19 protein-coding genes are annotated in these 23,960 nt (G+C 41.3%); 7 read left to right on the plus strand and 12 right to left on the minus strand.

What is annotated here, in order from left to right:
• Positions 1-105 precede the first annotated feature (105 nt).
• On the plus strand, positions 106-1,260 hold the full coding sequence (gene chrA / locus ATS71_RS03690) for a chromate efflux transporter (RefSeq protein WP_058403596.1): 1,155 nt from the start codon (positions 106-108) through the stop codon (positions 1,258-1,260).
• Here the strand turns inward: chrA and ATS71_RS03695 are convergent.
• Genes ATS71_RS03695 through speA form a run of 4 tightly spaced genes read right to left on the minus strand, consistent with a single transcriptional unit; the run spans position 1,223 to position 6,237 of the window.
• Positions 1,223-2,479: a mechanosensitive ion channel family protein gene (locus ATS71_RS03695; RefSeq protein ID WP_058403597.1), complete on the minus strand. Its 1,257-nt coding sequence runs from the start codon at positions 2,477-2,479 to the stop codon at positions 1,223-1,225. The genes chrA and ATS71_RS03695 overlap by 38 nt on opposite strands.
• Complete coding sequence (locus tag ATS71_RS03700; protein ID WP_058403598.1) at positions 2,476-3,396, minus strand: acetyltransferase; 921 nt, start codon at positions 3,394-3,396, stop codon at positions 2,476-2,478. The genes ATS71_RS03695 and ATS71_RS03700 overlap by 4 nt, the downstream gene beginning before the upstream one ends.
• Before the next feature lie 18 nt (positions 3,397-3,414).
• Positions 3,415-4,299, minus strand: a complete 885-nt coding sequence (locus tag ATS71_RS03705; protein WP_058403655.1) for an acyltransferase — start codon at positions 4,297-4,299, stop codon at positions 3,415-3,417.
• 57 nt (positions 4,300-4,356) lie between these two features.
• Positions 4,357-6,237, minus strand: a complete 1,881-nt coding sequence (speA, locus tag ATS71_RS03710; RefSeq protein ID WP_010557735.1) for a biosynthetic arginine decarboxylase — start codon at positions 6,235-6,237, stop codon at positions 4,357-4,359.
• A gap of 197 nt (positions 6,238-6,434) precedes the next feature.
• Between speA and speE the strand changes: the two genes are divergently transcribed.
• Positions 6,435-7,298, plus strand: coding sequence for a polyamine aminopropyltransferase (gene speE / locus ATS71_RS03715; RefSeq protein ID WP_058403599.1), 864 nt, complete (start codon positions 6,435-6,437; stop codon positions 7,296-7,298).
• 51 nt (positions 7,299-7,349) lie between these two features.
• Here speE and ATS71_RS03720 read toward each other — a convergent pair whose 3' ends face one another.
• The 3 genes from ATS71_RS03720 to ATS71_RS03730 form a co-directional block, all read right to left on the minus strand.
• Positions 7,350-8,951: a methyl-accepting chemotaxis protein gene (locus tag ATS71_RS03720; RefSeq protein WP_058403600.1), complete on the minus strand. Its 1,602-nt coding sequence runs from the start codon at positions 8,949-8,951 to the stop codon at positions 7,350-7,352.
• 69 nt (positions 8,952-9,020) lie between these two features.
• The gene (locus tag ATS71_RS03725; protein WP_058403601.1) at positions 9,021-10,253 is read right to left on the minus strand and encodes a hypothetical protein; all 1,233 of its coding nucleotides are present in this window, start codon (positions 10,251-10,253) and stop codon (positions 9,021-9,023) included.
• The gene (locus ATS71_RS03730; RefSeq protein WP_058403656.1) at positions 10,243-10,869 is read right to left on the minus strand and encodes a methylamine utilization protein; all 627 of its coding nucleotides are present in this window, start codon (positions 10,867-10,869) and stop codon (positions 10,243-10,245) included. Before ATS71_RS03730 ends, ATS71_RS03725 begins: the two co-directional genes overlap by 11 nt.
• A gap of 162 nt (positions 10,870-11,031) precedes the next feature.
• Between ATS71_RS03730 and ATS71_RS03735 the strand changes: the two genes are divergently transcribed.
• On the plus strand, positions 11,032-13,068 hold the full coding sequence (locus ATS71_RS03735) for a glycoside hydrolase family 97 protein (protein ID WP_058403602.1): 2,037 nt from the start codon (positions 11,032-11,034) through the stop codon (positions 13,066-13,068).
• Positions 13,069-14,124: 1,056 nt separating this feature from the next.
• Here ATS71_RS03735 and ATS71_RS18780 read toward each other — a convergent pair.
• The 3 genes from ATS71_RS18780 to ompR form a co-directional block, all read right to left on the minus strand.
• Positions 14,125-16,074, minus strand: a complete 1,950-nt coding sequence (locus tag ATS71_RS18780; RefSeq protein WP_235591405.1) for an RHS repeat domain-containing protein — start codon at positions 16,072-16,074, stop codon at positions 14,125-14,127.
• Between the two features lie 286 nt (positions 16,075-16,360).
• Positions 16,361-17,677, minus strand: a complete 1,317-nt coding sequence (envZ, locus tag ATS71_RS03750) for a two-component system sensor histidine kinase EnvZ (RefSeq protein ID WP_006793807.1) — start codon at positions 17,675-17,677, stop codon at positions 16,361-16,363.
• 5 nt (positions 17,678-17,682) lie between these two features.
• Positions 17,683-18,402, minus strand: a complete 720-nt coding sequence (gene ompR, locus ATS71_RS03755) for an osmolarity response regulator transcription factor OmpR (RefSeq protein WP_006793806.1) — start codon at positions 18,400-18,402, stop codon at positions 17,683-17,685.
• Between the two features lie 194 nt (positions 18,403-18,596).
• On the opposite strand from ompR, the gene greB reads away from it, so the two are divergent.
• The 4 genes from greB to ATS71_RS03775 all read left to right on the plus strand — a co-directional run bounded on the left by greB (position 18,597) and on the right by ATS71_RS03775 (position 22,620).
• Entirely contained in the window at positions 18,597-19,079 is a 483-nt protein-coding gene (gene greB / locus ATS71_RS03760) for a transcription elongation factor GreB (protein WP_058403604.1), read from the plus strand.
• A gap of 110 nt (positions 19,080-19,189) precedes the next feature.
• Complete coding sequence (locus ATS71_RS03765) at positions 19,190-19,495, plus strand: hypothetical protein (protein WP_058403657.1); 306 nt, start codon at positions 19,190-19,192, stop codon at positions 19,493-19,495.
• Positions 19,496-19,547: 52 nt separating this feature from the next.
• The gene (locus tag ATS71_RS03770) at positions 19,548-20,129 is read left to right on the plus strand and encodes a CBS domain-containing protein (protein WP_058403605.1); all 582 of its coding nucleotides are present in this window, start codon (positions 19,548-19,550) and stop codon (positions 20,127-20,129) included.
• A gap of 166 nt (positions 20,130-20,295) precedes the next feature.
• A complete protein-coding gene (locus ATS71_RS03775; RefSeq protein WP_058403606.1) occupies positions 20,296-22,620 on the plus strand; it encodes a Tex family protein in 2,325 nt (774 codons plus the stop codon).
• A 160-nt stretch (positions 22,621-22,780) separates the two neighbouring features.
• Here ATS71_RS03775 and ATS71_RS03780 read toward each other — a convergent pair whose 3' ends face one another.
• Positions 22,781-23,632 (minus strand): putative metalloprotease CJM1_0395 family protein, encoded by an 852-nt coding sequence (locus ATS71_RS03780; protein WP_058403607.1) that lies wholly within the window; start codon positions 23,630-23,632, stop codon positions 22,781-22,783.
• Positions 23,633-23,636: 4 nt separating this feature from the next.
• Positions 23,637-23,945 (minus strand): hypothetical protein, encoded by a 309-nt coding sequence (locus ATS71_RS03785; RefSeq protein WP_006793799.1) that lies wholly within the window; start codon positions 23,943-23,945, stop codon positions 23,637-23,639.
• Positions 23,946-23,960 lie beyond the last annotated feature (15 nt).

Genomic DNA, 23,960 nt, shown 5'->3' on the forward strand with positions numbered 1-23,960 from the left:
CAATCACCTTATAATTTTGTTATTAACCCTACAAAATTGAGTTTTAATAAATATGTCATATTCCTTTGTGACAATTTAATGAATTCAAAAAAGGATAAAAGCGCAATGCTGATTGCTATTTTTAGACAGTTTTTTTTACTTGGCTGCATGAGCTTTGGTGGCCCAGCGGCACACTTAGGCTATTTTAAGCGCCACTTTGTAGATACATTAAATTGGATCACCAACACACGCTACGCGCAATTAATTAGTTTAAGCCAAGCGTTGCCGGGGCCTGGTTCGAGCCAAGTAAGCTTTGCTATTGGCGTTGAACGCGCAGGGATATTAGGCGGTATTACTGCGTTTGTTGGTTTTACGCTGCCATCTTTTTTAATTATGGTGATACTGGCCATTAGTGCACACCAATTTGATGCCGTTTATTATGCCATTATTGCGGGTTTGAAACTATTTGCCGTGGTCATCGTAGCTGATGCCACACTGTCTATGGCTAAAAGCTTTTGCACAAGTGCGGTGCTTAAGTTACTTGCCGTATTAAGCACCTTAGCGCTTGTACTACTTCCGGTGTTAAGCACGCAAATTGCAGTTTTAGTTATTGCTGCATCTATTGGTGCTATATGGCCTTTATTAAAATTAGGCGAGGCAAATCAAAATACGAATACCGACACAAAAAGTAATATTAACTGGGTTGCTCTGAGCTTATTTGCATTGTTACTGGCTATTAGCTTTGCCCCCCTTGGAAAAGAATTTGCTTTATTTGCTCCTTTTTACCAAGCAGGCGCTATGGTGTTTGGTGGTGGGCACGTTGTATTACCTGTATTGCAAGCTGGTGTACCCGCGCTGAGTAATGACCAATTTTTAAGTGCTTATGCCAGCGCTCAAGCAATCCCTGGCCCTATGTTTACTATTGCTACTTATTTAGGTGCACAACTTAATACTGCGCAGCCTTTATTTGGCGCACTGGTTGCTACGTTATTAATTTTTTCACCCGGCTTTTTATTAATGTTAGCATTTCAAAAAAGCTGGCTTAACTTGGCTAATAAACCGCGTTTTGCTAGTTCAATTGCCGCACTTAATGCTGCCGTTGTGGGCTTTTTGGCCGCAGCTTTATACTCACCTATTTGGACATCGGCAGTGCACAGCTGGTTACATGTTGGGTTAGTTGTTGTGGCTTTTGCATGGCTACAATTTAAAAAGCCACCTATTTGGTGGCTATTAATATTCTTTATTAGCGTGGGTCTTGCACAGCATTACTGGGCACTTTAATACTGGGCTTTTCAGTTTGCCCCGCATTGGTTGGTGGGCTTAACTGCCCACTCACACTTTGATAAGCACGTAATCCAAAAATAGGCAGCACGGCAAGTAAGTGATCCATTATTTCGGCTTGCAAATGTTCGTAAGAGATCCAGCGCTTATCTTCACTAAAACAGTAAAACTCAATAGGTAAACCGTGGTTTAACGGTTGAAGCTCTCTCACCATTAAAGTAAGCGAAGAGTTTATTTTACTATGCTGCTTTAAATACCCTTCAGCATAACGGCGAAACAGCCCTAAATTAGACACAGGCTCTGGTAATGCCGACACTCGAATATACTCATGTAGCGGAATAGCCGCATCAATTTGCGCTCTAAACTCGTCGTTTACTAGGCAAATACTGTTCATATCAATATTGAGTGAGCGCTTAATCCGCCTCCCACCCGACTCTTGCATACCTCGCCAGTTTTTGAACGACCCGGCCACCAGCATGTACGTAGGAATCGTCGTAATGGTGTTATCCCAGTTACGTACTTTTACCGTATTTAAGCCTAAGTCTATTACCTCACCATCGGCGCCGTAATTATCAACTTGGATCCAATCACCATAAGTAACTAATCGGTTAGCCGCAATTTGTATACTGGCAACAAACCCTAAAATCGTATCTTTAAATACTAATAAAGTGACGGCGGCAATAGCACCAAAACCCGAAAGAATATATGTCGGTGATTTTTCAAGCACAATACTAACAATTAAAATGCCACACACAATAAAGGTAATTAGTTTTACAACTTGAACAAGGCCTTGAATGGGAACTTCTCGGGCAAAGTCTAATTGGTTATAAATAGCAGCAGCGATACTAACAATACTGCTGATAATAAAACCAGTGTAAATAATTAATAAGGCTTGGCCTATGGTTTTAAGTATTTCAGCCGCTAACTCACCAACCGGATAAAAACTGTCAAAGGTGGCTAAAAACAATACACAACACAGGAGCCCAGCAATACGCTTATTAAGCTTAGTTAACATTGGGGAAAGCGCGCCAATACGCTCAGGCGATAACTTAGTAACCACCTTTTGAATACCTGGCAGCATAAGCCTGCGAGTAAATAAATACACAACAAGTAACGAGCAAATGCCAATGGCGGTAGCCGTTAGTGCACTAAAAAAAGCAGCGTCGGGGACATTTTCAAACCAAGGAGCAATTAGCTCTTGTATATGGGTGTTGGTCATAGTGTTTTGGCTTCCTTACTAATTTGTGCATCTGGCATTGCCTGCTGGGCATAAATACCTGCCAATTGCTTATCTTTTGCAACCCATAAGTCGTTCACATATTGTTGAAAGTTAGCTTTGAACGCTTCATCTGTTTGATAGCTACCTAACATAGTGTCGGTAATAGCCATTACATCAATTGATACGTGAATAGAGTCTAGCTCACCTTTTAATAAGTTGCGGCACACATGATCTGACTTACCGCTATAGACCAAACTGGTATTTAACATAGCATCAAACTGGGTTCCGAGTACTTCCAGTGCAAAGGCAATTCCGCCAGCCTTTGGCTTTAGTAAGTGCTTAAACGGGCTTTGCTGTTGTGCATGTTTAGCGGGGGTATAACGCGTTCCTTCAACAAAGTTGATAATAGTTGTTGGGTGGTTACGAAAGTTACGACAGCTGTTTTTGGTACGCTCTATGTCTAACCCTTTCAACTTTGGGTTTTTAGCTATTTGCGCTTTGCTTACACGCTTCATAAATGGCATTCCCATCGCCCATGCGCCAGTGCCAATAAATGGCACATACTTTAAATCGTCTTTTAAAAAAAACTTAGGGGCGGGTAACGCATGCATCGAACTAAGTACCGTAATATCTAACCAACTCATATGATTACAAATTAGTAAGTACCAACTTTTTGAGTTTAAATCACCTTTTACATCAATTTTAATATCTGGGCAGCCTAGCCATAAACCCAATCGATTACCGTTACACCACCCCCGATAAGCGCTATGTAATAAAAGATTAACAGCATGGATAGGCAGTAATAACTTCACTAATCCTAAAAGTAATACCAATACGCCAAAAATTATAAGGTTAGTAAATAATACGCAGCCTACAATTAGGCCATTTAGCCAATTTGGTAACCATTTTTTTAGCATAACTGTAAGCTCACCGTGTTATTTTGTACTTGTTGGGGCGTCAAGTGATTGCAATGTTTGTTCTTTTTCTTCCCATAAACGGTTTAACTCGCCTTGAAAACGAACTCTAAATTCAGAATCGCCCGTGTAATCACCAATTAGCTCGTCACTTACCGGCATAACATTCACGTGTATATTAATATTTTTTACTTTTCCGCCAGCAAAATCCATAAACGTAGGAATACCGTCAGGGTAATGCAATGTAACGTTCACAACTTGAGAAATTTGCTCACCCATTGCTTGCATAACAAAGGCTATACCACCAGCTTTTGGTTTTAATAAATGCGGAAACGGACTTTGCTGTTTTGCATGTTTACTTTGCGTAAAGCGCGTACCTTCAACAAAGTTAACTACCGTCACAGGCATTTCTTTAAATTTTTCGCATGCTTTACGTGTTGTTTCTAAGTCTTTACCACGTAGTTTAGGGTTCTTTTTAAGCTGGCTTTTACTGGTGCGCGTCATAAATGGAAAGTCGAGCGCCCACCAACATAATCCCAACACAGGCACATAAATGAGCTCTTTCTTTAAAAAGAAATTTAAAAACGGAATTTTACGATTAAATACACGCTGTAATACTAAAATGTCTACCCAGCTTTGATGATTGGCAATCACCAAGTACCAATCTTTTAGTTTAAGAGAGTCTAAGCCCGTTACGTTAAGTTTTGTTGGTGTAAGTAACAACTGGTTTAAAGTGTTGAACGACACCCAAATAGTGGCGCACTGTTTAGCAACCCAACTCAATAACTTTTGTAATGGTTTGATAGGAATAAGCTTTAATAAGCCACAAATAAAAATAGGTATAAACCAAAAAAGTGTGTTTAATGCATAAAAAATAAGACTAAAAACACTACGAATAACTGACATTACTTCTATTCCTTTAACGGTGCGCAGCATTAAACACTGCGCTTTTATACTTAAAAATTAATCTTCAAAATAGGTGTAGCCTTCAAGGCCCGCATTGAGCTCGGCTAAATAACCCGCTTTACACTGCTCTGAGGCGTCTAGTTTATTAATTTGATAAGCAAAATTTTCAGCTAAAATAGCACTATCGTAATCAACAAACTTTAATACATCCTTAACGCTATCACCTTTTATGGCATTGGTTAATACATAGCCGTCGTCGTTTAGCTCAACATGCACTGAATCGGTATCACCAAAGAGGTTATGTAGGTCACCTAAAATTTCTTGATACGCGCCAACCATAAACATAGCAAGGTGGTATTGTTCGCCATGCTTATATTCAGGGATTGGTAAGCTGGTTTCAATACCTGCACCTTCAACGTATTCGCGTATTTGCCCATCCGAGTCACAAGTAATATCTTGGATAATGGCGCGCTGAGTAAGCGGTTGCGTTAAGTTTTCGATTGGCATAACCGGAAACAACTGCTGTATGCCCCACACATCAGGTAACGATTGAAACAGTGAAAAATTAACAAACAGTTTATCGGCTAATTTTTCATTTAAATCGTCAAGTACTTCTCGGTGTGCGCGGGCGTTATTACTAAGCGATGCACGCACGCGGTGTAAAATAGTAAAATAAAGCTGCTCTATTTTCGCCCACTCTAACATGCTTACTAAACCATGTACGTACTGATCGTGAGCTTCGCTAAATAAGTGCATCGCATCGTGGTAAATTTCTAGCGCCATGCGCGGATTTAAACGCTGTAAGCATTGCCACATTTCATCAAGCACTAACACGCTGTTTTCAAGCGGTGGTTCTGGATTTAAATGATTGGGTGCTTTTTCAACGTCAATCACATCGGTGATGAGTACCGCATGATGCGCGGTTAAAGCACGGCCTGATTCTGTAATAATAGCCGGATGGGTTAAATCGTGTTGGTCGCACACCTCAGCAAACGCATTGACTACATTACGAGCATACTCTTCCACTGTGTAGTTCATTGAGCACGCACTACGAGAGCCCGACCCTTCATAATCTACGCCTAAACCGCCCCCAACATCTACGGTATTGAGCGGCACACCTAGCTGTGTTAATTCTGCAAAGTGACGCGCACATTCACGAAGTGCGCGGTGTATATCACGTATATTGGCAATTTGAGAGCCAATATGAAAATGCACCATTTGCATCAAGTGTAATTTATTGTGTTTTTTAAGCACTTCTACCGCACTTAATACTTGCCCTGCAGTTAAACCAAACTTACCTTTTTCGCCACCGGTATTTTGCCACTTACCTTTACCCACCGAATTTAAGCGAATGCGAATACCTATTGCAGGTTCAATCCCCAAATTATCGATTTCTTCAAGTAAAGTGGTTAGCTCAGATAGCTTTTCTACTACTATTTTTACGCTGTGCCCCATAGCTTGGCCAATGCACGCTAAACGTAAAAACTCACTGTCTTTGTAGCCATTACATACAATAGTGATTGGCTCTTTTGCCACACCTAAAATAGCCATTAACTCTGGTTTTGAGCCCGCTTCAAGGCCAACTAACCCGCTTGGGTGCGCCAATAATTTACTAACAACAGAGCGCTGCTGATTTACTTTGATAGGATAAACACAGGTGTATTTACCATTGTACTCACGACTACTGCGCGCTTTAGTAAAAGCATTAGTAAGCGTATCAACACGATTTTTTAAAATGTCGGTAAAGCGCACTAAAACAGGCAGTGTTAACCCTTGCTGTTTAAATTGCTCAGTTAAATCGGTTAAAGAGATTGCAGCTTTGCTTTGATCGCCGTCGGGGTAGGCAACCAACTCGCCTTGTGCATTAATATCAAAATAACCATCACTCCAATGAGCAACATTATAAGTGGCACGTGCTGTTTCTAAACCCCAGGTCATGGCAACTCTTCTTTCGTCAATTAGGTATAAAGGCGCATTTTAATACGTCGCTATCTCCTAGGCTAACAAAAATTGAACTTTCACTCACTCCTAACTAACTTTATTCGCTAAATCAGTTAAAATGTCATTGAGCAAACTGCCAAGCACTGGCAGAATTGCCCTTTTTTTACCTCAACCTAAAAAGTGTATCAGCAACTATGGCAAACTTAGATCAAAGTAAGTGGTTTACTGAAATTAGCGATCGTGACGGCAGCGCATTTTCATTACGTATTAACAAAAAGTTAGATGAAAAACAGTCTCCTTTTCAAAAAGTAGAAATGTTCGAAACCACAGACTTTGGTAATTTAATGATCATCGACGGTTGTACCATGGTATCAACCCGCGAAAACTTTTTTTATCATGAAATGATCAGCCATCCTGCACTTTTGGCACACCCAAATCCTAAAAATGTGGTTATTATTGGCGGCGGCGACTGCGGCACGTTACGTGAAGTATTAAAACACCCTGGCGTAGAAAGCGTAACGCAAATTGACATAGACGAAGTAGTCACACAAATGTCGTTAAAATACTTCCCAGAGCTGTGCGAATCTAATAATGATGCACGCGCTACAGTTATGTTTGACGATGGTATTAAGTACATGCGCGAAGCAGCTAGTGAGTCTATCGACGTGGTTATTGTTGACGGCACAGACCCGGTAGGACCTGGCGAAGGTCTATTTAACCATGCATTTTACACAAGCTGCTTAAATGCACTTCGCCCTGGTGGTATTTTAGTACAGCAAAGTGAATCGCCACTTATGCATATGCCACTACTGGTTGAAATGCGTGAAGCGATGCTAAGTGTTGGCTTTAACGATTTACAAACATTACCATTCCCACAACCAATTTACCCAAGCGGTTTATGGTCGGTAACTCTTGCTCGTAAGTCTGAAACCTTTAACGGCTTCAGAGAAGATGGCGCAGCACAAATAGCCGAGCAAAGTGAATACTACAACAGCGGTATTCACCATGGTGCATTAGCAACACCTAACTTTATGAAACGCGCGTTTGATAAAAAATAATAAATGTTAATACGCCAAAAAGGGAGCTCTACAGGCTCCCTTTTTGTTATATTAAACCTTAAACCGGTTAACTAATCGATTAAGTTCATCTGTTAGCTGCTCCATTTTATTTGATACATCTTGCGTTGTGCGCGCCAGCGACCCACCCTCTAAGGTTTGATCGTTAAGTGACGATAAGTTATGGCTTATTTCATCAGAAACCGTTGTTTGCTCTTCCGTAGCTTGCGCAGTTTGCATCGCCATATCGTTTACTTTAGTCGATGAGCTTTGCATAGCATTGAGTATATCGTTAGTTTGTGAAAACGACTCCACAGCATCATCTGCAAATTGCTTACTTTCATCGATGGCTTTAATTGACTGCGATACACTCGATGCAAACAGCTCAATCATTTGTTGAATATCGTTGGTACTATCTTGTGTGCGCGTAGCAAGCGTTCTTACTTCGTCAGCCACAACCGCAAAGCCTCGCCCGTATTCACCAGCGCGTGCCGCCTCTATTGCCGCATTAAGTGCTAATAAGTTTGTTTGCTCTGCTATGGCGCGAATGACCTCTAAAACTTTAGCGATATTGTCAGAGCTTTGCTGTAGCTCTGTAGAGCGAGCCATTGCTTGCTCCATATTGTTAGAAAGGGAAGTTATACGCGAACTAGAGTTAGCCACTGCACTAAGTCCTTGTTGAGCCAGTTTTAACGAGTTATCGGCTTCGCTTGATGACTGCTGCGCAACACCTGCCACCTCCTTGCTGGCAGTGCTCATTTCATGTACTGCGCTTACAATAGACTCTGACGCTTGCCCCAAGGCTTGGTTTACATTGTTATTTTGTGTGGCCACTTTACTTAGCTCAACACCTAAGCCATTTAACTCTTTAGATTGCTCTAATATATCGCGTATCAATTGCTGTAAGTTATCTAAAAAAGTATTAAATTCGGTGGCTAAGTCAGAAAACTCATCTTTAGACGTAACTTGTATGCGCCCAGTTAAGTCGCCATCCCCGGAGGCAATATCACTAATGCGCTTAGTTACATAATTGATTTGCCGAGTGAGTTGTTTAGGCACACTGTAACTAAACCAACTCGCTGCAATTAAAATAATAACAACGATGACTAACATCATAATTTTGGTTGAAATAATATTAGACGAAAGCGTGATGATTTCTTGCTCAGAGGTTTTTTCAGCCAGCTCGCCGGCTTTATCAAGCTTAATCCTTAAAGTGGCAAATGCTTGCTCTGAATTCGTTTGTTTGGCTTGGTTTTTCTTATCGGCTATGTAGCTTTTTGACGCTGCTAGCCACGTATTAAAGTCGTTTTCAAAGCCATTTAGCTCTTTAGCTATACTGGGGTAATCTTTCATTAAAGATAAATACTGATTAAGTTTATCAGTAACTTGCATTGCATTTTCTTCGTGCTCTGCCTGGTACTTTTCTGTATTTTTTGAATGTGTTACTAAATTTAATTCGGCAACTTTAGCTTGGTATAGGTCGCGGTCTGCGTTTAAAGCAAGAGACAGCGCCTTAATAAACTTTTCAGACTGCACATCAAGTGCATTTTTTTGTAAAGTTATTAAGTAGGTATACCCCACAATTAACGAGAGTATGGCAAGTCCTAATACAACAATAGGAAACGACACTTTAACGCGAATACTATGCAAATTCATTTTATCATCCTACAAGGCCCTAAACGCCTATTACAAATTAAACCTAAAATTGCAGTAGGTTGATAAAACCTAAAACTTCCATTGCGTGTTAATCATTACTTGCTGCTGCGAAACTCGCTGCTGTAACCCCATTGCAGCTCTATTGTCTATAAAGCTTTTTAGTGCTGAGCCTTCAATACCTAGTTGACCATGTTTGCTAAACGCGTAACGCCATGAGGCTGTTAACCCTTCGCCATCGCTTGCATTTGGGTCAAATACTGTCGTGTCGTTATCGGTTACCTTAAAGTAGTCGTACCGTACCGATACTCTATGTTTACCTTCTTTATGGCTTAACATTAAATAATGACTATAAAAGGCGTTATCTATTAATTTGTTATGCCCCATTTCGGTTTTACCCGTTAATACCTGCGTTATAAAACGCGTTTTATTATTAAATTTATATAACCAAGCAGCGCTGGTGAAGCGTGTATGCCATGCATATTGCCCAGAACTAATGTTTAGTTTAGTCGGATCACCGTTATTGTCGTAATAATAAATCCTAAATTGTGACTGTTTTAAAAAATCCCAGTGTGCACCTAGGTAATAGCCAAAGCGCCCATCAACTTCTTCAAACGGTAAAACCTGGTTTGCCTGCCAACGCAGTGAAAAGTCATCAAGTGCCGCAACGGGTGCAAACCTAATACCTTCGTTAAATGTAGTTTGCCTATCGTGCATGGCAAAACCGCGCCAAGACAGCAGCGTGCCTGTAGGGTCGTTACCTTTAAATGTTGCCCCCACTAAACTAAAACTATGCGGGCTGTTAAAACGTTTAGCTGGGCGTTTTATTGTTACCTCTGCGCCAACGGTTCTAAGCTCTTCACCAATCCAACTATTAATTGCTGAATTGGTATAGTTGTAAGGAGATGTCCAGCCAATATCTGGGTTCTCTAGCGACATTAGCGGATAAAAACCACCCACTCGCACATGCCACTTATAAGCGCTACTGATTAATGGTTTATATGTAAAATAGGCTTGTGTTAAACCTAATCCTACATCAGGGTCCTGATTAACGTTTAACACACCATGAGCAGACCAACTTGTTGCTAAATCGGCGCGCACATCAATAATACCTTGCGATAACAACACGCTATCGCTTTTAGTATCGTGCCGGTATAAGCCAGTGCCTCCGTCTTGAAAGCTTTTTAGCGTGTCGCCTTGAACTGCACGTACTTGTAGCAGCCCCTTAACCTGTGCACTAATTGATGCACTAAATAAAAACACACCACTTACAACCGCATATTTAAGCATGTGGTTAATAATCATCAAATTCATCCGTAGCAAAATCAAACTGCTCGGTTATGGCTTGTTTCACTTTATAAATAAATGAAGCTTGCCCTATGGTGACTTTTTTAGACTCAACATGGCTTATATCGCCAAACCCTGAATGCCACACATTAAGGGTGTACTCGCCTGGCTCTGCGCTTAAATTTACATGTCCGCTGTTATCGGTAATAGCAAAAATAGGGCTATCAACAACCACAATATAACCAAGCATCCAGTCATGAATGTTACAGCCCAACTCAACAACACCTGTTTGATCAAACACTAATGGCGCCTTGGGTTGTTCCTTATATAACTTTAATTCGAACGTTTTTGCCTCAGAAAACGAATACACATGATGCAAAATTGAATCGGCGTTCGGAAATTCCACTTTTGCATTTTGTGGTACAACTAAAATGCGCGGCGTAAACTCCCTATCCTTTTGCACCATAGAATAAAGTGTATCTGCTTGACTAGGTTGACTAGAAAGCACCTCAGAAGTCAACCACACCACGGCGTTAGCCATAGGCTCATTTTTATTATTGTTAACCGTGATAGAAACCGCTTGTACCTGCCAAGTTAATAACATGACAATAATTAACGTTAAATATTTGAACATCATCTTACTATTCTTATTTTTCAAATTATTTACAGTATAGACCTATTAGGTGACTTATTTCTTTCTATTTTATTTGATAATGAATACGTATGTAGACATTCGTATTTGCTAACAACAGCCTTTATTCTGATAAGTCACACTGACACAGTAAGGATCTCTTAAATGAGAACATCAGCACTTCTGCTTTTCGCTTTTTCGGGCAGCTGTTTTGCACAAACAGCCACATTACAATCGCCCAACGGCAATATTAAAATAACTATTTCTGACGAATTAACGACCCCCAGCTATTCAATCGACTTTAAAAACAAACCGGTTATTAATCACTCCGCACTGGGGTTTAAATTTAAACAACAAGCCCCTTTTAGCGAAGGCTTTAAAATAACCCATACACAAAAAAACACACAAAACACCCAGTGGCAGCAACCTTGGGGCGAACGACAAATCGTTACCGACAATCATAACGAAGTTGCTATTACATTTAAAAAACCACAAGGCGGCGTATTTACCGTTAAATTTAGAGCCTTTAACAACGGCGTGGGCTTTAGATACGAAGTACCCAAGCAACCCGGTTTTGAAAATATAGAAATCACAAAAGAACTTACCGAATTTGCCATTACCGACAGCCAAAGTGCAACAGCGTGGTGGATCCCAGCCCGAGGCTGGAACCGTTACGAATATGTTTATAACACCACCCCACTTAACGACGCCCCCTTAGTACATACCCCTTTTACGTTTAAAAACAAAGAGGGCGTACACGTTAGCATTCACGAAGCAGCCCTTGTCGATTATGCAGGTATGACCCTTAACCAGCGTCGACCAGGTGTTTTTCAAGCTGATTTAACACCGTGGTCTGACGGCATTGCAGTAAAAAAGCAAGGCGCATTTAATACACCGTGGCGTACTATTCAAATAGGCAGTAAAGCGGTCGACCTGATTAACTCGGATATTATTTTAAACCTTAATGAGCCAAATAAATTAGGTGATGTTTCATGGGTAAAACCCGGTAAATACGTCGGTATCTGGTGGGGGATGCACATAAATACGCAAACATGGGGCAGTGGTGAAAAACACGGTGCTACAACTCAAACAACCAAATACTACATGGACTTTGCCGCAGAATATGGCTTTGACGGCGTATTAGTAGAAGGGTGGAACATAGGCTGGGATGGCGACTGGTTTTTTAATGGCGATGTGTTTAGTTTTACACAACCCTACGACGACTTTGATATTGAGGAGCTTACCCGCTACGGTAAACAAAAAGGGGTGCAGTTAATTGGCCACCACGAAACCTCGGGCAATGTAACTAACTATCGCAATCAAATGGAAGATGCCTTTGCCCTTTACGAAAAGTCAAACGTAAGCCAAGTTAAAACGGGCTATGTGGCCGATGGCGGTAACATAAAACGCATAGATGAAAACGATATTGCCCGCCATGAGTGGCACGACGGCCAATTTATGGTTAACGAATACCTTTATAACGTAAAGCTCGCTGCTAAACATAAAATTAGTATTAACACTCACGAACCTATAAAAGACACTGGCCTGCGCCGTACCTACCCCAACTGGATTGCGCGCGAAGGCGCTCGTGGGCAAGAGTTTAATGCATGGGGCACACCGCCTAACCCGCCAGAGCATATCCCTATGCTTGCGTTTACCCGTATGCTGGCAGGGCCAATGGACTTTACCCCCGGTATATTTGATATGGGCTTTAATGGCTTAGGCGATGATACAAACCGCCCACAAACAACGCTTGCCAAGCAACTTGCACTTTATGTTGTGCTGTATAGCCCGATTCAAATGGCTGCCGACCTACCCAAAAACTACTTAGCTAAGCCAGATGCATTTCAATTTATTCAAGATGTACCAACCGATTGGCAGCAGAGTATTGCGCTTGATGGCGAGGTGGGCGACTTCATTGTATTCGCTCGTAAAGAACGAAAACGCGATAAATACTCAGGAAACGATTGGTACTTAGGTGCAGTGACTGACGAAAAAGCCCGCACCATTGAGGTAAAACTCGACTTTTTAGAAAAAGGTAAAAAGTTTGAAGCGCATATATACCAAGACGGTAAAAACGCAGAATGGAAAAACAACCCGTACGATTTAGATATCGAAAAGCGCGTAGTTAGTGCAAACGATAAGCTAACTTTAAAACTAGCAACAAGCGGCGGCACTGCCATCCGCTTTAAAGCACTTTAAGCTCAACGGTTATATCAGTTTTACAGATATTTAAGTGTTACAAATAACAAACTCTGCACAGGTTACTGTGCAGAGCTTTGTATTTTTATAGGCAGATAAATTTGTGCACTTAAGCCACTTTCTTCGCTCATTCCCTCGCGACGTAACATGATACAAAGCACCTTCGAACTCTAATATTAACGGCCTAGCCACTTTTTTACCTATCTATGTTAGTAAATTAATAACTAAAGATTAAGCACTAGTCGGCTAAAAAGCAAAAAACAAGACCTGGCCCATAAGGACCCCAGTGTCACTTTAAAACAGCAGAGCTAGCTATTTGAGCCAGTGCTACTAATTGGTGGCACTGACACAGATTGCACGGCCTGCTGCTAGCAAGTGCGCAGTTCTACTGGGATTGGCTGCACACTTTAAAGTCAAATAGTGAGTAAGTCGCGGCCATATTTTGATTCCCTTGTGTTTATTAGGATCTCAGTAAAAATACTCTAATTACTAAAAAGTAAACCAAAATACTTCCATAAATATAATCAAATAAGTGACCTAATGATGGGTAGTTGAAGAACAAAATCCAAGAACTTGCGACCCCTAATCCCATTAACAAAAACCTCAGCACAGGAACAACATTCCTATCTTTTACTTTTTTCCTTATAACTGCCACAGTTAAAACTAAGTCAATAATAAAAATTAAAGGAACTAATGTAACTAACGGGTTCTCAGTTAGCATTCTGCATAACTCCAAAAAAGTCCACTGCGAGGGCTATTGGGGAACTATAACCGCTAGAAAAACAAAATAAGCTTCCACTAGCTATTAATTATCGTATAAATATCAACCTAACAGGGATGTAATACAATAGCACTAGCCCTAGTAAATAATCATATAAAATACCTTGTGAAGGCGCATCAAAAAATAATAACCACGTTGATATGCTCCCCAAAACTAGTGTTACAAACCTTACTAATGCAACCAAGTTAATATCAGCTAGCTTTTTTAGTTTGACGCATATCGTAAGAAATAAGTCCAAAATAAAAATAGCAGGGACAAGCCATATTAATATGTCGTTAGTTAGCATTACTTCTCATCCCATACTGAATGACTAAACCATCATTAATAGCCAATGAGGCTCCCGATACTGTTTGATAATTTCTCACATAATCTCCTCTAAAGTGGATACGATCCCGTCCCAAAGAATTAGTTAAATTTCTTGAATGATGAATGGTGTTTGTGCCTGAAGCTCGTAGTCCAAATTGTCCTATTTTTCTCCCTAAAGCTGCCCAACCTGCGCTAGTTATGTCAACACCAAAATATGCGTAATCACCATATTGTTCACCCAATGCATACCTCCACCCTTCTTGAGCATAATTACTTTCTGTTAAACCAACACCTTGAGCAGTATTAAAAAAGCCATGCGCTAAAATTAAAGCACCAAATATAAAAGTTATTGGGTTACTCATCAAACTAGCACCTAACAATGCCTGCCCAGCCCCCCCTATAGTTTGAAGCACATTCATACCATATTTTTGCACATAACCCAGAGCAGATCTCATCCCAGACATATGATTTTTAGCATTTGGTGGCGCAGGTAGTGTAGGTATATTGGGAAATAGTCCTTTACTACTATTGTTTCCTGACGAAGGAGCTGTACTACTATTATTTGTGATTGTACTGGGAGAACCAATATCACTAATAGCACTTCCTACTTTACCTTGGCTCTTCTGAGTATTCTCATTACCATTTGACGGCATAGAACTTTTGGAAGAGTTAGCAATTGGTGCATTTGGATTATCACTATTGCCTTTTCTCCCAATATCACCACCTGCGGCATTAGGACTAGAAGATGACTCCCCTTTATTTGGACCATCAGTAATTACAATTTCTAATGCCTTCGGCTCGCTTTGGCAACCATCTGAATCCTCAGGGTTACAGCTAGAATAGCCAGTTGGATCGGTTCCAGCCAACGGATTATTCATAATATACGAATACGGGTTAATACTTTGGCTATTCGTTGGACTTTGAATAACAGGGTCAACCGACATAAACCGACCAAGGTTATAATCGTACACCCGACCGTTCATATGGATTAGCTCTACACTATCTAAATGCTCATGGTCAGTAAAGCCTCGATTTGTTTTTGCATCCGCCAAATCACCTAGTTTTGAAGCCCCAAATGATTTTAAGCCACCACTGGCTAAACGTGGTTTGCCAAATGGGTCGTAGTTTCGCTCTGCTTCTACTTGCCCGTTGTGGTCGGTAAATACCCGCGCACTGCCTAGGCGATCGCGGTGGGTATAGCGGATAGTTGCGCCCTCATTAGTGGTTTGGCTTATTACGGCTATGTCGTCTATATAAGCCCGCCAGGTGGTTTTTGTGCCAGTAACTTCTTCTTCATATAATTTATCACTGTAAAAAGTAGTCACGCTGCCATTTACTTGTTTAAAGCGCATATGCTGCGGGCCATAGGTAAAATTGAGGGTTTTACCGTCTTTTACTATTTGTGTGGGTTTATCCATCGCGTTATAGCTGGCGCTTGTGAGCCCGTCACCTTGTGCCATGTTGCCTCGGGCGTCATAAGCAAAGGTTTTCCAGCTGCCGCTGCGATGAATTCGTTTAACTGCATTGGGCCCGCCTGTTGCGCCGTTTTCATAATCATACTGCGTTGCATAGTCTGATTTTGATAACAAATTACCCACCGCATCATAGCTATAGTTAATGGTGGTGATACCATTAACGGCATTACTCTCTAAACGGTGTAGTGCGTCATAATCGTATGTTTCACTAAAGCTGTGCTGATTGCCAATATTACCTGTCGTAATATCAACTGCTTTTAAATTACCAAAACCATCGTACGCGGAGTAATCGATGTTCATAATGTTGCTATTATTTTTAGCTATTGTTTTTAGGAGCATTTGCCCACTTTTGTTACTGTAAGCAGTATTTTCAGTGAGTCCATTACCTAGCGTATTTTGAGAGCCATTACCAAATATGTCGAATTCAGTTATATTTTTATACACATAACCACTAGCCGCATTTTTTACCTGCGTTTGATAGCCTACATCATTGTAACTGTACTCAAGTGTGAGGTTGTTAGGGTAACGCAGCCCTTTTACACGGCCATAATTACTGTCGTAGAAGGTGGTTGTGGTATAGCTTTTACCACTGCCTGCAATGGTTTGACCCCTTGGGCGACCGCGACTGTCGTTGCGGTGGCACTGCCATCCGCTTTAAAGCACTTTAAGCTCAACGGTTATATCAGTTTTACAGATATTTAAGTGTTACAAATAGCAAACTCTGCACAAGTTACTGTGCAGAGTTTTGTATTTTTATAGGCAGATAAATTTGTGCACTTAAGCCGCCTTCAGGCCGGTTTTCAAGTTTTACTTTGCCGTCGTGCATATCAACAATGCGCTTAATAATAGCAAGGCCTAGGCCACTGCCCTCACTGCCTCGCGCAGCATCACCTTGCTTAAACGGTTCAAATACCGACTCTAATTCACTTTCAGGAATACCTGGGCCATTATCGTTTACAGCAATGACCACGTATTTCTTATTGGAGTTATAATAACTAAGTACCTCTATATCGCCGTCAGAATAACGAATAGCATTTTCAATCATGTTAGTTACAACACGCTTTATAGCCACGCTGCTGAGCGGAATACTCTCTATACTTGGGTTACTTTTAAAGGTTATAGAACGCTGATGCTTTAACTCACAATTAACGACTTCACCCACTAACGCGTTTATATCTTCACAACTGAGTTCTTCGCGTTTGTGGTGACGTAAATATTCAATAAATTGATCGATAATACCGTTCATATCTTCAATATCGTAAATAATCCCTTCGCGAAGATACTCGTCTTGGTCGCTCATCATCTCGGTTGCTAAACGAATACGTGTGAGTGGTGTGCGTAAATCGTGAGATACACCCGCCATAAGTAAACGCCGGTCGTTTTCAAGAGCAGCGATACCGCGCGACATTTGGTTAAACGCACGCGTTACTTCGATGACTTCGGTAGAGCCTTCTTCTTCTAGTTTGGTGCTAAAATCGCCTTTACCTACTTTTACTGCCGCTTGTTGCAGTGCTTTAAGCGGGCGGTTTAGGTGACGTGCAAATAACCAACCACCTAGTACACTCAAAAAGCCAATACTTGATAAGTAAAACGTTAAAAATTCGAGGTTGTTTTCTTGATACCCTGAAAGCGGAATTTTAACCCAATAGCCAGGCGCTTGCGGGGCCTCTATCCAGTAAACGAGTGGGCCAGTTTGCGTAATACGCACCCGCGCCGAGCCATTTAACTGCGCAGACATACTACGTGAAAGCATTGGGTACTCACGGGTTTGACCAAGCCCTTGGCGCATAGCTTCGCGCTGGGTCATGACATCAATACCGGTTATTTCAAAAAACTTTTCTGATAAGTCGTCGTTTATTTCTATACCGTCTTCCCAGTCAATAAAAACGGTTTTAACTTGCTTAGCAAGCATTAAGTTAACTTGCTCTATGGTGGGTTTTACAACATATAAACTAACTGTTACGTAAGATACAACTTGGTTTATAAGTAATAACGCCGCCACCAAAAATACAGTTTGCCCAAACGCACTACGTGGAAAAAATCCCATAAAAACTACTTTTCACCGTCAGGAACAAACACGTACCCTAATCCCCACACGGTTTGAATATAACGCGGATTAGCCGCATCTATTTCAATCATGCGGCGAAGGCGCGACACTTGCACATCAATACTACGCTCTAGGGCACTGTAATCTCGGCCACGCGCTAAGTTCATAAGTTTATCGCGGCTAAGCGGCTCTCTTGGGTGTGACACAAGCGCTTTAAGTACGGCAAACTCGCCGCTGGTTAGCGATATTGTTTTATCGCCTTCGCTCATTTCACGAGTGGCTAAATTAAGCGTAAATTTACCAAAGGCAATTAGGTTTTCTTCTGCGGCGGGCGCACCTGGCACTTCTTTAGCGCGGCGGCGTAATATGGCTTTAATGCGCGCAAGTAACTCACGAGGATTAAATGGCTTTGGAATGTAATCATCTGCGCCAAGCTCTAAGCCAATGATACGGTCGACTTCGTCGCCTTTAGCGGTGAGCATAACAATTGGGATTTCGTTTTCTTTTTGGCGTAACCTACGGCAAATAGATAAGCCATCTTCACCGGGAAGCATTAAGTCGAGCACCATTAAGTGAAAGTTTTCTCGCTCTAAAAGCCTATCCATTTGCTCTGAGTTTGCAGCGGTTCTAACAATAAAACCTTGCTCTACTAAATAACGCTCCAATAAGCTGCGCAAGCGCATATCGTCGTCTACAACCAATACTTTTGTCGTTTCGTGTCCCATTACCTGTTTCTTATTTTTATATCCAATTAAGTATTAATATAAATGAAAAACCAAATAATCAAAAACTAATTACGGCCTTAGATTGTTACTGAACATTTCAAACAACAATAATGGCTGCTTTAAACACTTTAAGCTCGACAAATTTTTCTAAGTTTATTACCGTGCCCATCATTGAAGCTAATAATTAAAAGTCGATGAAAACAAATTTAATTACCCGTGAAGGCTATTTGCAACTGCAACAAGAACACGACCACCTGTGGAATGTAAAACGCCCTGAAGTAACAAAAATAGTTAGCTGGGCAGCAAGCTTAGGCGATCGCTCTGAAAACGCCGACTATCAATATAATAAGCGACTGCTGCGCCAAATAGACCGACGCGTTCGTTATTTACGAAAGCGTATTCCCGATTTAAATATTATTGATTACTCCCCCGTGCAAGACGGAAAAGTATTTTTTGGTGCGTGGGTCGAAATAGAAAATGAGCAAGGCGACATAAAAAAGTTCAGAATTGTCGGTCCCGACGAAATTTACGACAGAAAAGACTATATTTCTATCGACTCACCCATGGCCCGGGCACTGATTAAAAAACAAGTTGATGACGATTTTGTAGTAATGACTCCGCAGGGAAAAAAAGAATGGTACATAAACTCAATTGAGTATCAAAAAACGGCTAAGTAGCATTTGATTCAGATCATATTAACTTTTGATTGTTTAAATTATGGCATTAGGCTATAAATAAATAGCTCGCACATAATTTTAATGTGAGATTAGCAAAGGTTGTAATGGTTATGTCAAACGTAGTACAGCGCATATTTAGTAATGCCGTATTGTTTGCACTTTTTATGAGTGTGAGTTTAACTTTGCATGCCAGCAACCAACACACCACCCTAGAACACCCAACCGTTTTAAATAATTTAATTGCCCTAGATATTCCCGATCAGGCAACCCCTGACTTTGACGAAGATTCATTTGTTGATGTCACTTCCCTTAAGGCAGCTCAACCACTCCCTAAAGGCGCTCACTCTTTTTACAAGAGTTCATCTTTTAGTAGACCGTTTAGCACTGCGTACCAACGTGGGCCCCCTGTTATTTAATTTAATTTATTACTTTCAATTTAATTAAATTTTTAACTAATAGGTGGATATTATGTCTAACTTTAAAGAATTACGTACCCAAAATGTTTCTCATGGGGTTATTGCAAAACCATTTGCTGACAATCAACCGTTAATCGATTTAGCCTCACCCGCTTTAAAAATGGTGAATAACTTTACGCAAAAAACACCTGTTCGAGCACATCACGAAACAACAATCGCTGATGCGCTTAAACAAACGAGCAGCCAACAGTCTGACTTTGTATTGGTGATAGATGATGACCACAAGCTAATAGGTATTGTTTCAAGTGCTGATTTACAAAGCGCTAAAATTACTATTATTGCTCAACGTTTAAATACACCACGAAATGAAGTAAGCCTTCGCCATATAATGACACCAATAAACCAGCTAATAGGTGTCAGCATGCAAAGCTTAAGTTATGCCTGTGTGGGCGATGCTTTGCAAACAATGGAGCATCAAGGGTCGATGTTTTTATTAGTCACAACAGCTAATAACGAAATATGTGGATTAATTTCAGCTCGCCAAATAGCTAAAACATTGCATATTCCGCTGCATATTAGCCCAATTGCCAACTCGTTTAGCGACGTACTAGAAAGCGTAGACCACCCTCATTAGAGGCTGTTTTATCGCTTAACTGTCTCAACCAAAGCAACCGTCTTAAAGCAAGTTAAATAGCTTGCTTTAAGAGCTTTTTATTACAACTTCATGTGATATTATTCAAGCAATTAGCCGACCCAGATATTTATTTCTGGTCTTATTTTTTGTTTAAAAAGGTTTTTGCATGAGCTATATCTCTGCACGTTTAGCCAGTGAGCTAAATGCACAACAACAACAAGTTGTTGCTGCAACAAAATTACTTGATGAAGGCGCAACAGTTCCCTTTATTGCCCGCTACAGAAAAGAAGTCACCGGCGGTTTAGATGACACTCAATTACGCTTGCTAGAGCAGCGCTTATCTTACCTTCGAGAACTTGAAGAACGTCGTAGCTTTATTTTATCGACCATTGAATCTCAAAAAAAGCTCACCGCAGAGCTTAAAGCCGACATCACTAGCGCGCAAAGTAAAACAGAACTCGAAGATTTATATCTACCCTATAAAGCAAAGCGCCGCACCAAAGGCCAAATAGCCATAGAAGCAGGCATAGAGCCCCTAGCCGATGCGTTATTTACCGACGCGAGTTTAAACCCTGAGCAACACGCTGAGCAGTACATTAATGCCGAAAATGGTTTTAATGACATAAAAGCCGTGCTTGATGGTGCTAAGTTTATTTTAATGGAGCGTTTTGCTGAAGATGCAAAATTACTCGCTAAATTAAGAAGTCACATAAGCCAAAACGGTGCAATCCAAAGCACGGTAATTAAAGGTCAAGAACAAGCGGGCACTAAATATCGCGATTACTTTGATAATCAGGAGCTACTTACTAAAGTTCCTTCTCATCGTGCATTAGCCATGCTGCGAGCTCGCAACGAAGGCATACTTCAATTAAATGTGAACCCAGAGCCAAGTTCAGAAAACCCCGCTCAACTTTGTGCAAACATGATTGCACAGCACTACCGCTTAAATATTACCGACCAAACAGCGAGTGCTTGGCTTTTAAGCGTGGTGCAATGGGCGTGGAAAATTAAGCTAGGTTTACACTTAGAAAACGAGTTTTTTGCAGCCATGCGCGAAAAAGCAGAAGCAGGCGCTATTGATGTATTTGCTAAAAACTTAAAAGACTTACTAATGGCGGCACCTGCAGGTCCACGCACAACACTTGGACTTGATCCCGGTTTACGTACCGGTTGCAAAATTGCTGTTGTAGACAGCACAGGTAAGCTGCTAACTACGCAAACTATTTTTCCTCATGCCCCGCAAAACCATTGGGATAAATCACTGCGTACATTAGAGCAACTTTGCCGCCAACACAAAGTAGAACTGATTGCCATTGGTAACGGTACAGCGTCGCGCGAGTCAGATAAATTGGTTGCTGAGCTAATGAAAGCAAATACCGAGTTAAAACTAAATAAAATTATGGTGAGCGAAGCGGGTGCGTCGGTTTACTCGGCATCTGAATTTGCAGCTAACGAATTTCCTGACTTAGATGTATCTTTACGTGGCGCGGTATCGATTGCACGTCGCTTACAAGACCCACTTGCTGAGCTTGTTAAAATAGAGCCTAAATCAATTGGTGTAGGACAATATCAACACGATGTATCACAAAGCCAACTGGGGCAAACACTCACCGCGGTTGTTGAAGACTGTGTAAACTCGGTAGGTGTTGATTTAAATATGGCGTCGGTTCCTTTACTTACACGCGTATCAGGATTAAACAAAACCTTAGCGCAAAACATTGTAAATTACCGCGATTCTAATGGGTCATTTTCAAAACGCAGCGAGCTGAAAAAGGTTGAACGTTTAGGGCCGAAAGCATTTGAACAAGCTGCTGGTTTTTTACGAATAAACAATGGCAACGACCCGCTTGATAACTCATCAGTTCACCCTGAAGCTTACCCTGTTGTTAAGCAAATTTGCGAAAAGAACAACGCAGAAGTAACCACGTTAATAGGTAACAGCGAATTTTTAAACAAGCTTGTTGCTAACGACTACACCAACGAGAAATTTGGTTTACCTACGGTTACCGATATTATTGCTGAGCTTGATAAGCCGGGTCGCGATCCACGTCCAGAGTTTAAAACTGCTGAGTTTAAAGCGGGTGTAGAGAAAATAAGTGACCTAAAACCAGGCATGATTTTAGAAGGTGTTGTATCGAACGTTGCTAACTTTGGTGCATTTGTTGATGTGGGTGTTCACCAAGATGGTTTAGTACATATTTCGGCGATTACTAATAAGTTTATATCTGATCCTCGCGAAGTAGTTAAAGCGGGGGACATTGTAAAAGTTAAAGTAGTAGAGGTTGATGCCTCGCGTAAACGTATTAGCTTTACCATGCGTTTAAATGACGAAATAGACACCAGCAACAAACCAGCCCCGGTTGCACAAAAACAACAGCCGCGCACTAGCAACGCGCAACCAAAGGCAGCTAAACCTAAACGCGATAGCGGTAATGCGGTTATGGGTAACGCGTTTGCCGATGCATTTGCGAATGCCAAAGTAAAAAAATAGCTGGCCATACAGCTTGTTTAGCTTTTAAGTAAAAACTGGAAAGCGCTACACGCTATAAAATAAAAAAACCGCGAAAGCGGTTTTTTTATTCAATTCAAATCAGTAAGCATTAAAAGTAATTTATTGAGGAGAGTTTAATAGTCGGTGTTAAGGCTATTCGCTAAGAGATTGCTGAAAAACCACTTTGTGTGGATGGCGAAGTTGCCATTTGATAAAAATTAGCAATTCGTCCTGCGCGTGCTTCTACGTCAGCATCTCGTGTTTGCTGTTCACTGTCTGCCATTTTAGTTTCTTGCGTTTCACTGCTTGTGAATGACGCTTTGCTATTGTTTTCAGCACTGTCGTCTTCATCATTTTGAGGCGCTGCAAGTTCAGCTTGAGCTGCTACCAGCTTTTGAGTTGCGTCTGCCGCTATTGATCGGTCAGCACCCGAAGGCTCGGCAGGAGCTAGGGCTGCGGCTCTAACCGTTTGCATTTTTTCTATGGTTGCTTGGGGATCACCTGGAATTTCAGCAACGTCAATTTGTACCTCGCCGCCCACTGCATAGTTAGTGCCGTCGGGGCCACGCTGGTATTCGTAACTTGGCGAACCTGCGTATTTACCACCTACAGAAGCATGCGCTTGTTCATGAATACGCACTTCAGTATCGCGCGCTTTTAGCTCTTTTATTTGCTGCTGCTCTTGCTCTAAAACTTGCTGTTCTTGTTCAGACTCTTGTTGCTGCGCTTTTTGCTCTTCAGAGCTCTCTGGGTTTTCGGCGTTTTCATCATCGCGTGCTTGAACGACTTTTTCGTCAGCTAACTTACCCGACGCGCTATATGTTGCACCTTCATTATTGCCCGGTAATTTAGCTTTTTCAGCATCGCTTTGCGCTTTGGTTTCGGTATTACTTGCGCTATTTGCAGACGGAGCAGGGATCACTTCCCGTAGTTGGTTGTCACGCCGAGCGGTTTCCGTATAAACATTGGCTGTGTTTATATTAATTGATGGAAATGGCGTGACAATATTCATTACATTACACTTTAATGTCGACTAACGTACCCAGTACGTCATCAGCTGTTTGAATTGTTTGCGCATTGGCTTTAGCGTTAAATTCTTCAACTTTTAGGTTAACAAGTGATTCGTCAATACGCGCAGGCTGAGCAACCGGTGCTGTTACAGCTTCATCCGGCGTTGCTGCGACTAACTGTCGCTGTTGTGCAAGTTGCGCATCGTCTTGCTGTTCTATACTGGCACGGTTAATTTCTGCGCTGGCCTTTTCAATACCTTGGCTTGCACGGTTAAACCCTTCAACACCATTATTAAATACAGATCCGATTGACATGGTAAACCTCCACCA

This window comes from Pseudoalteromonas sp. H71 (genome assembly GCF_001468485.1).
Lineage (GTDB): Bacteria > Pseudomonadota > Gammaproteobacteria > Enterobacterales > Alteromonadaceae > Pseudoalteromonas.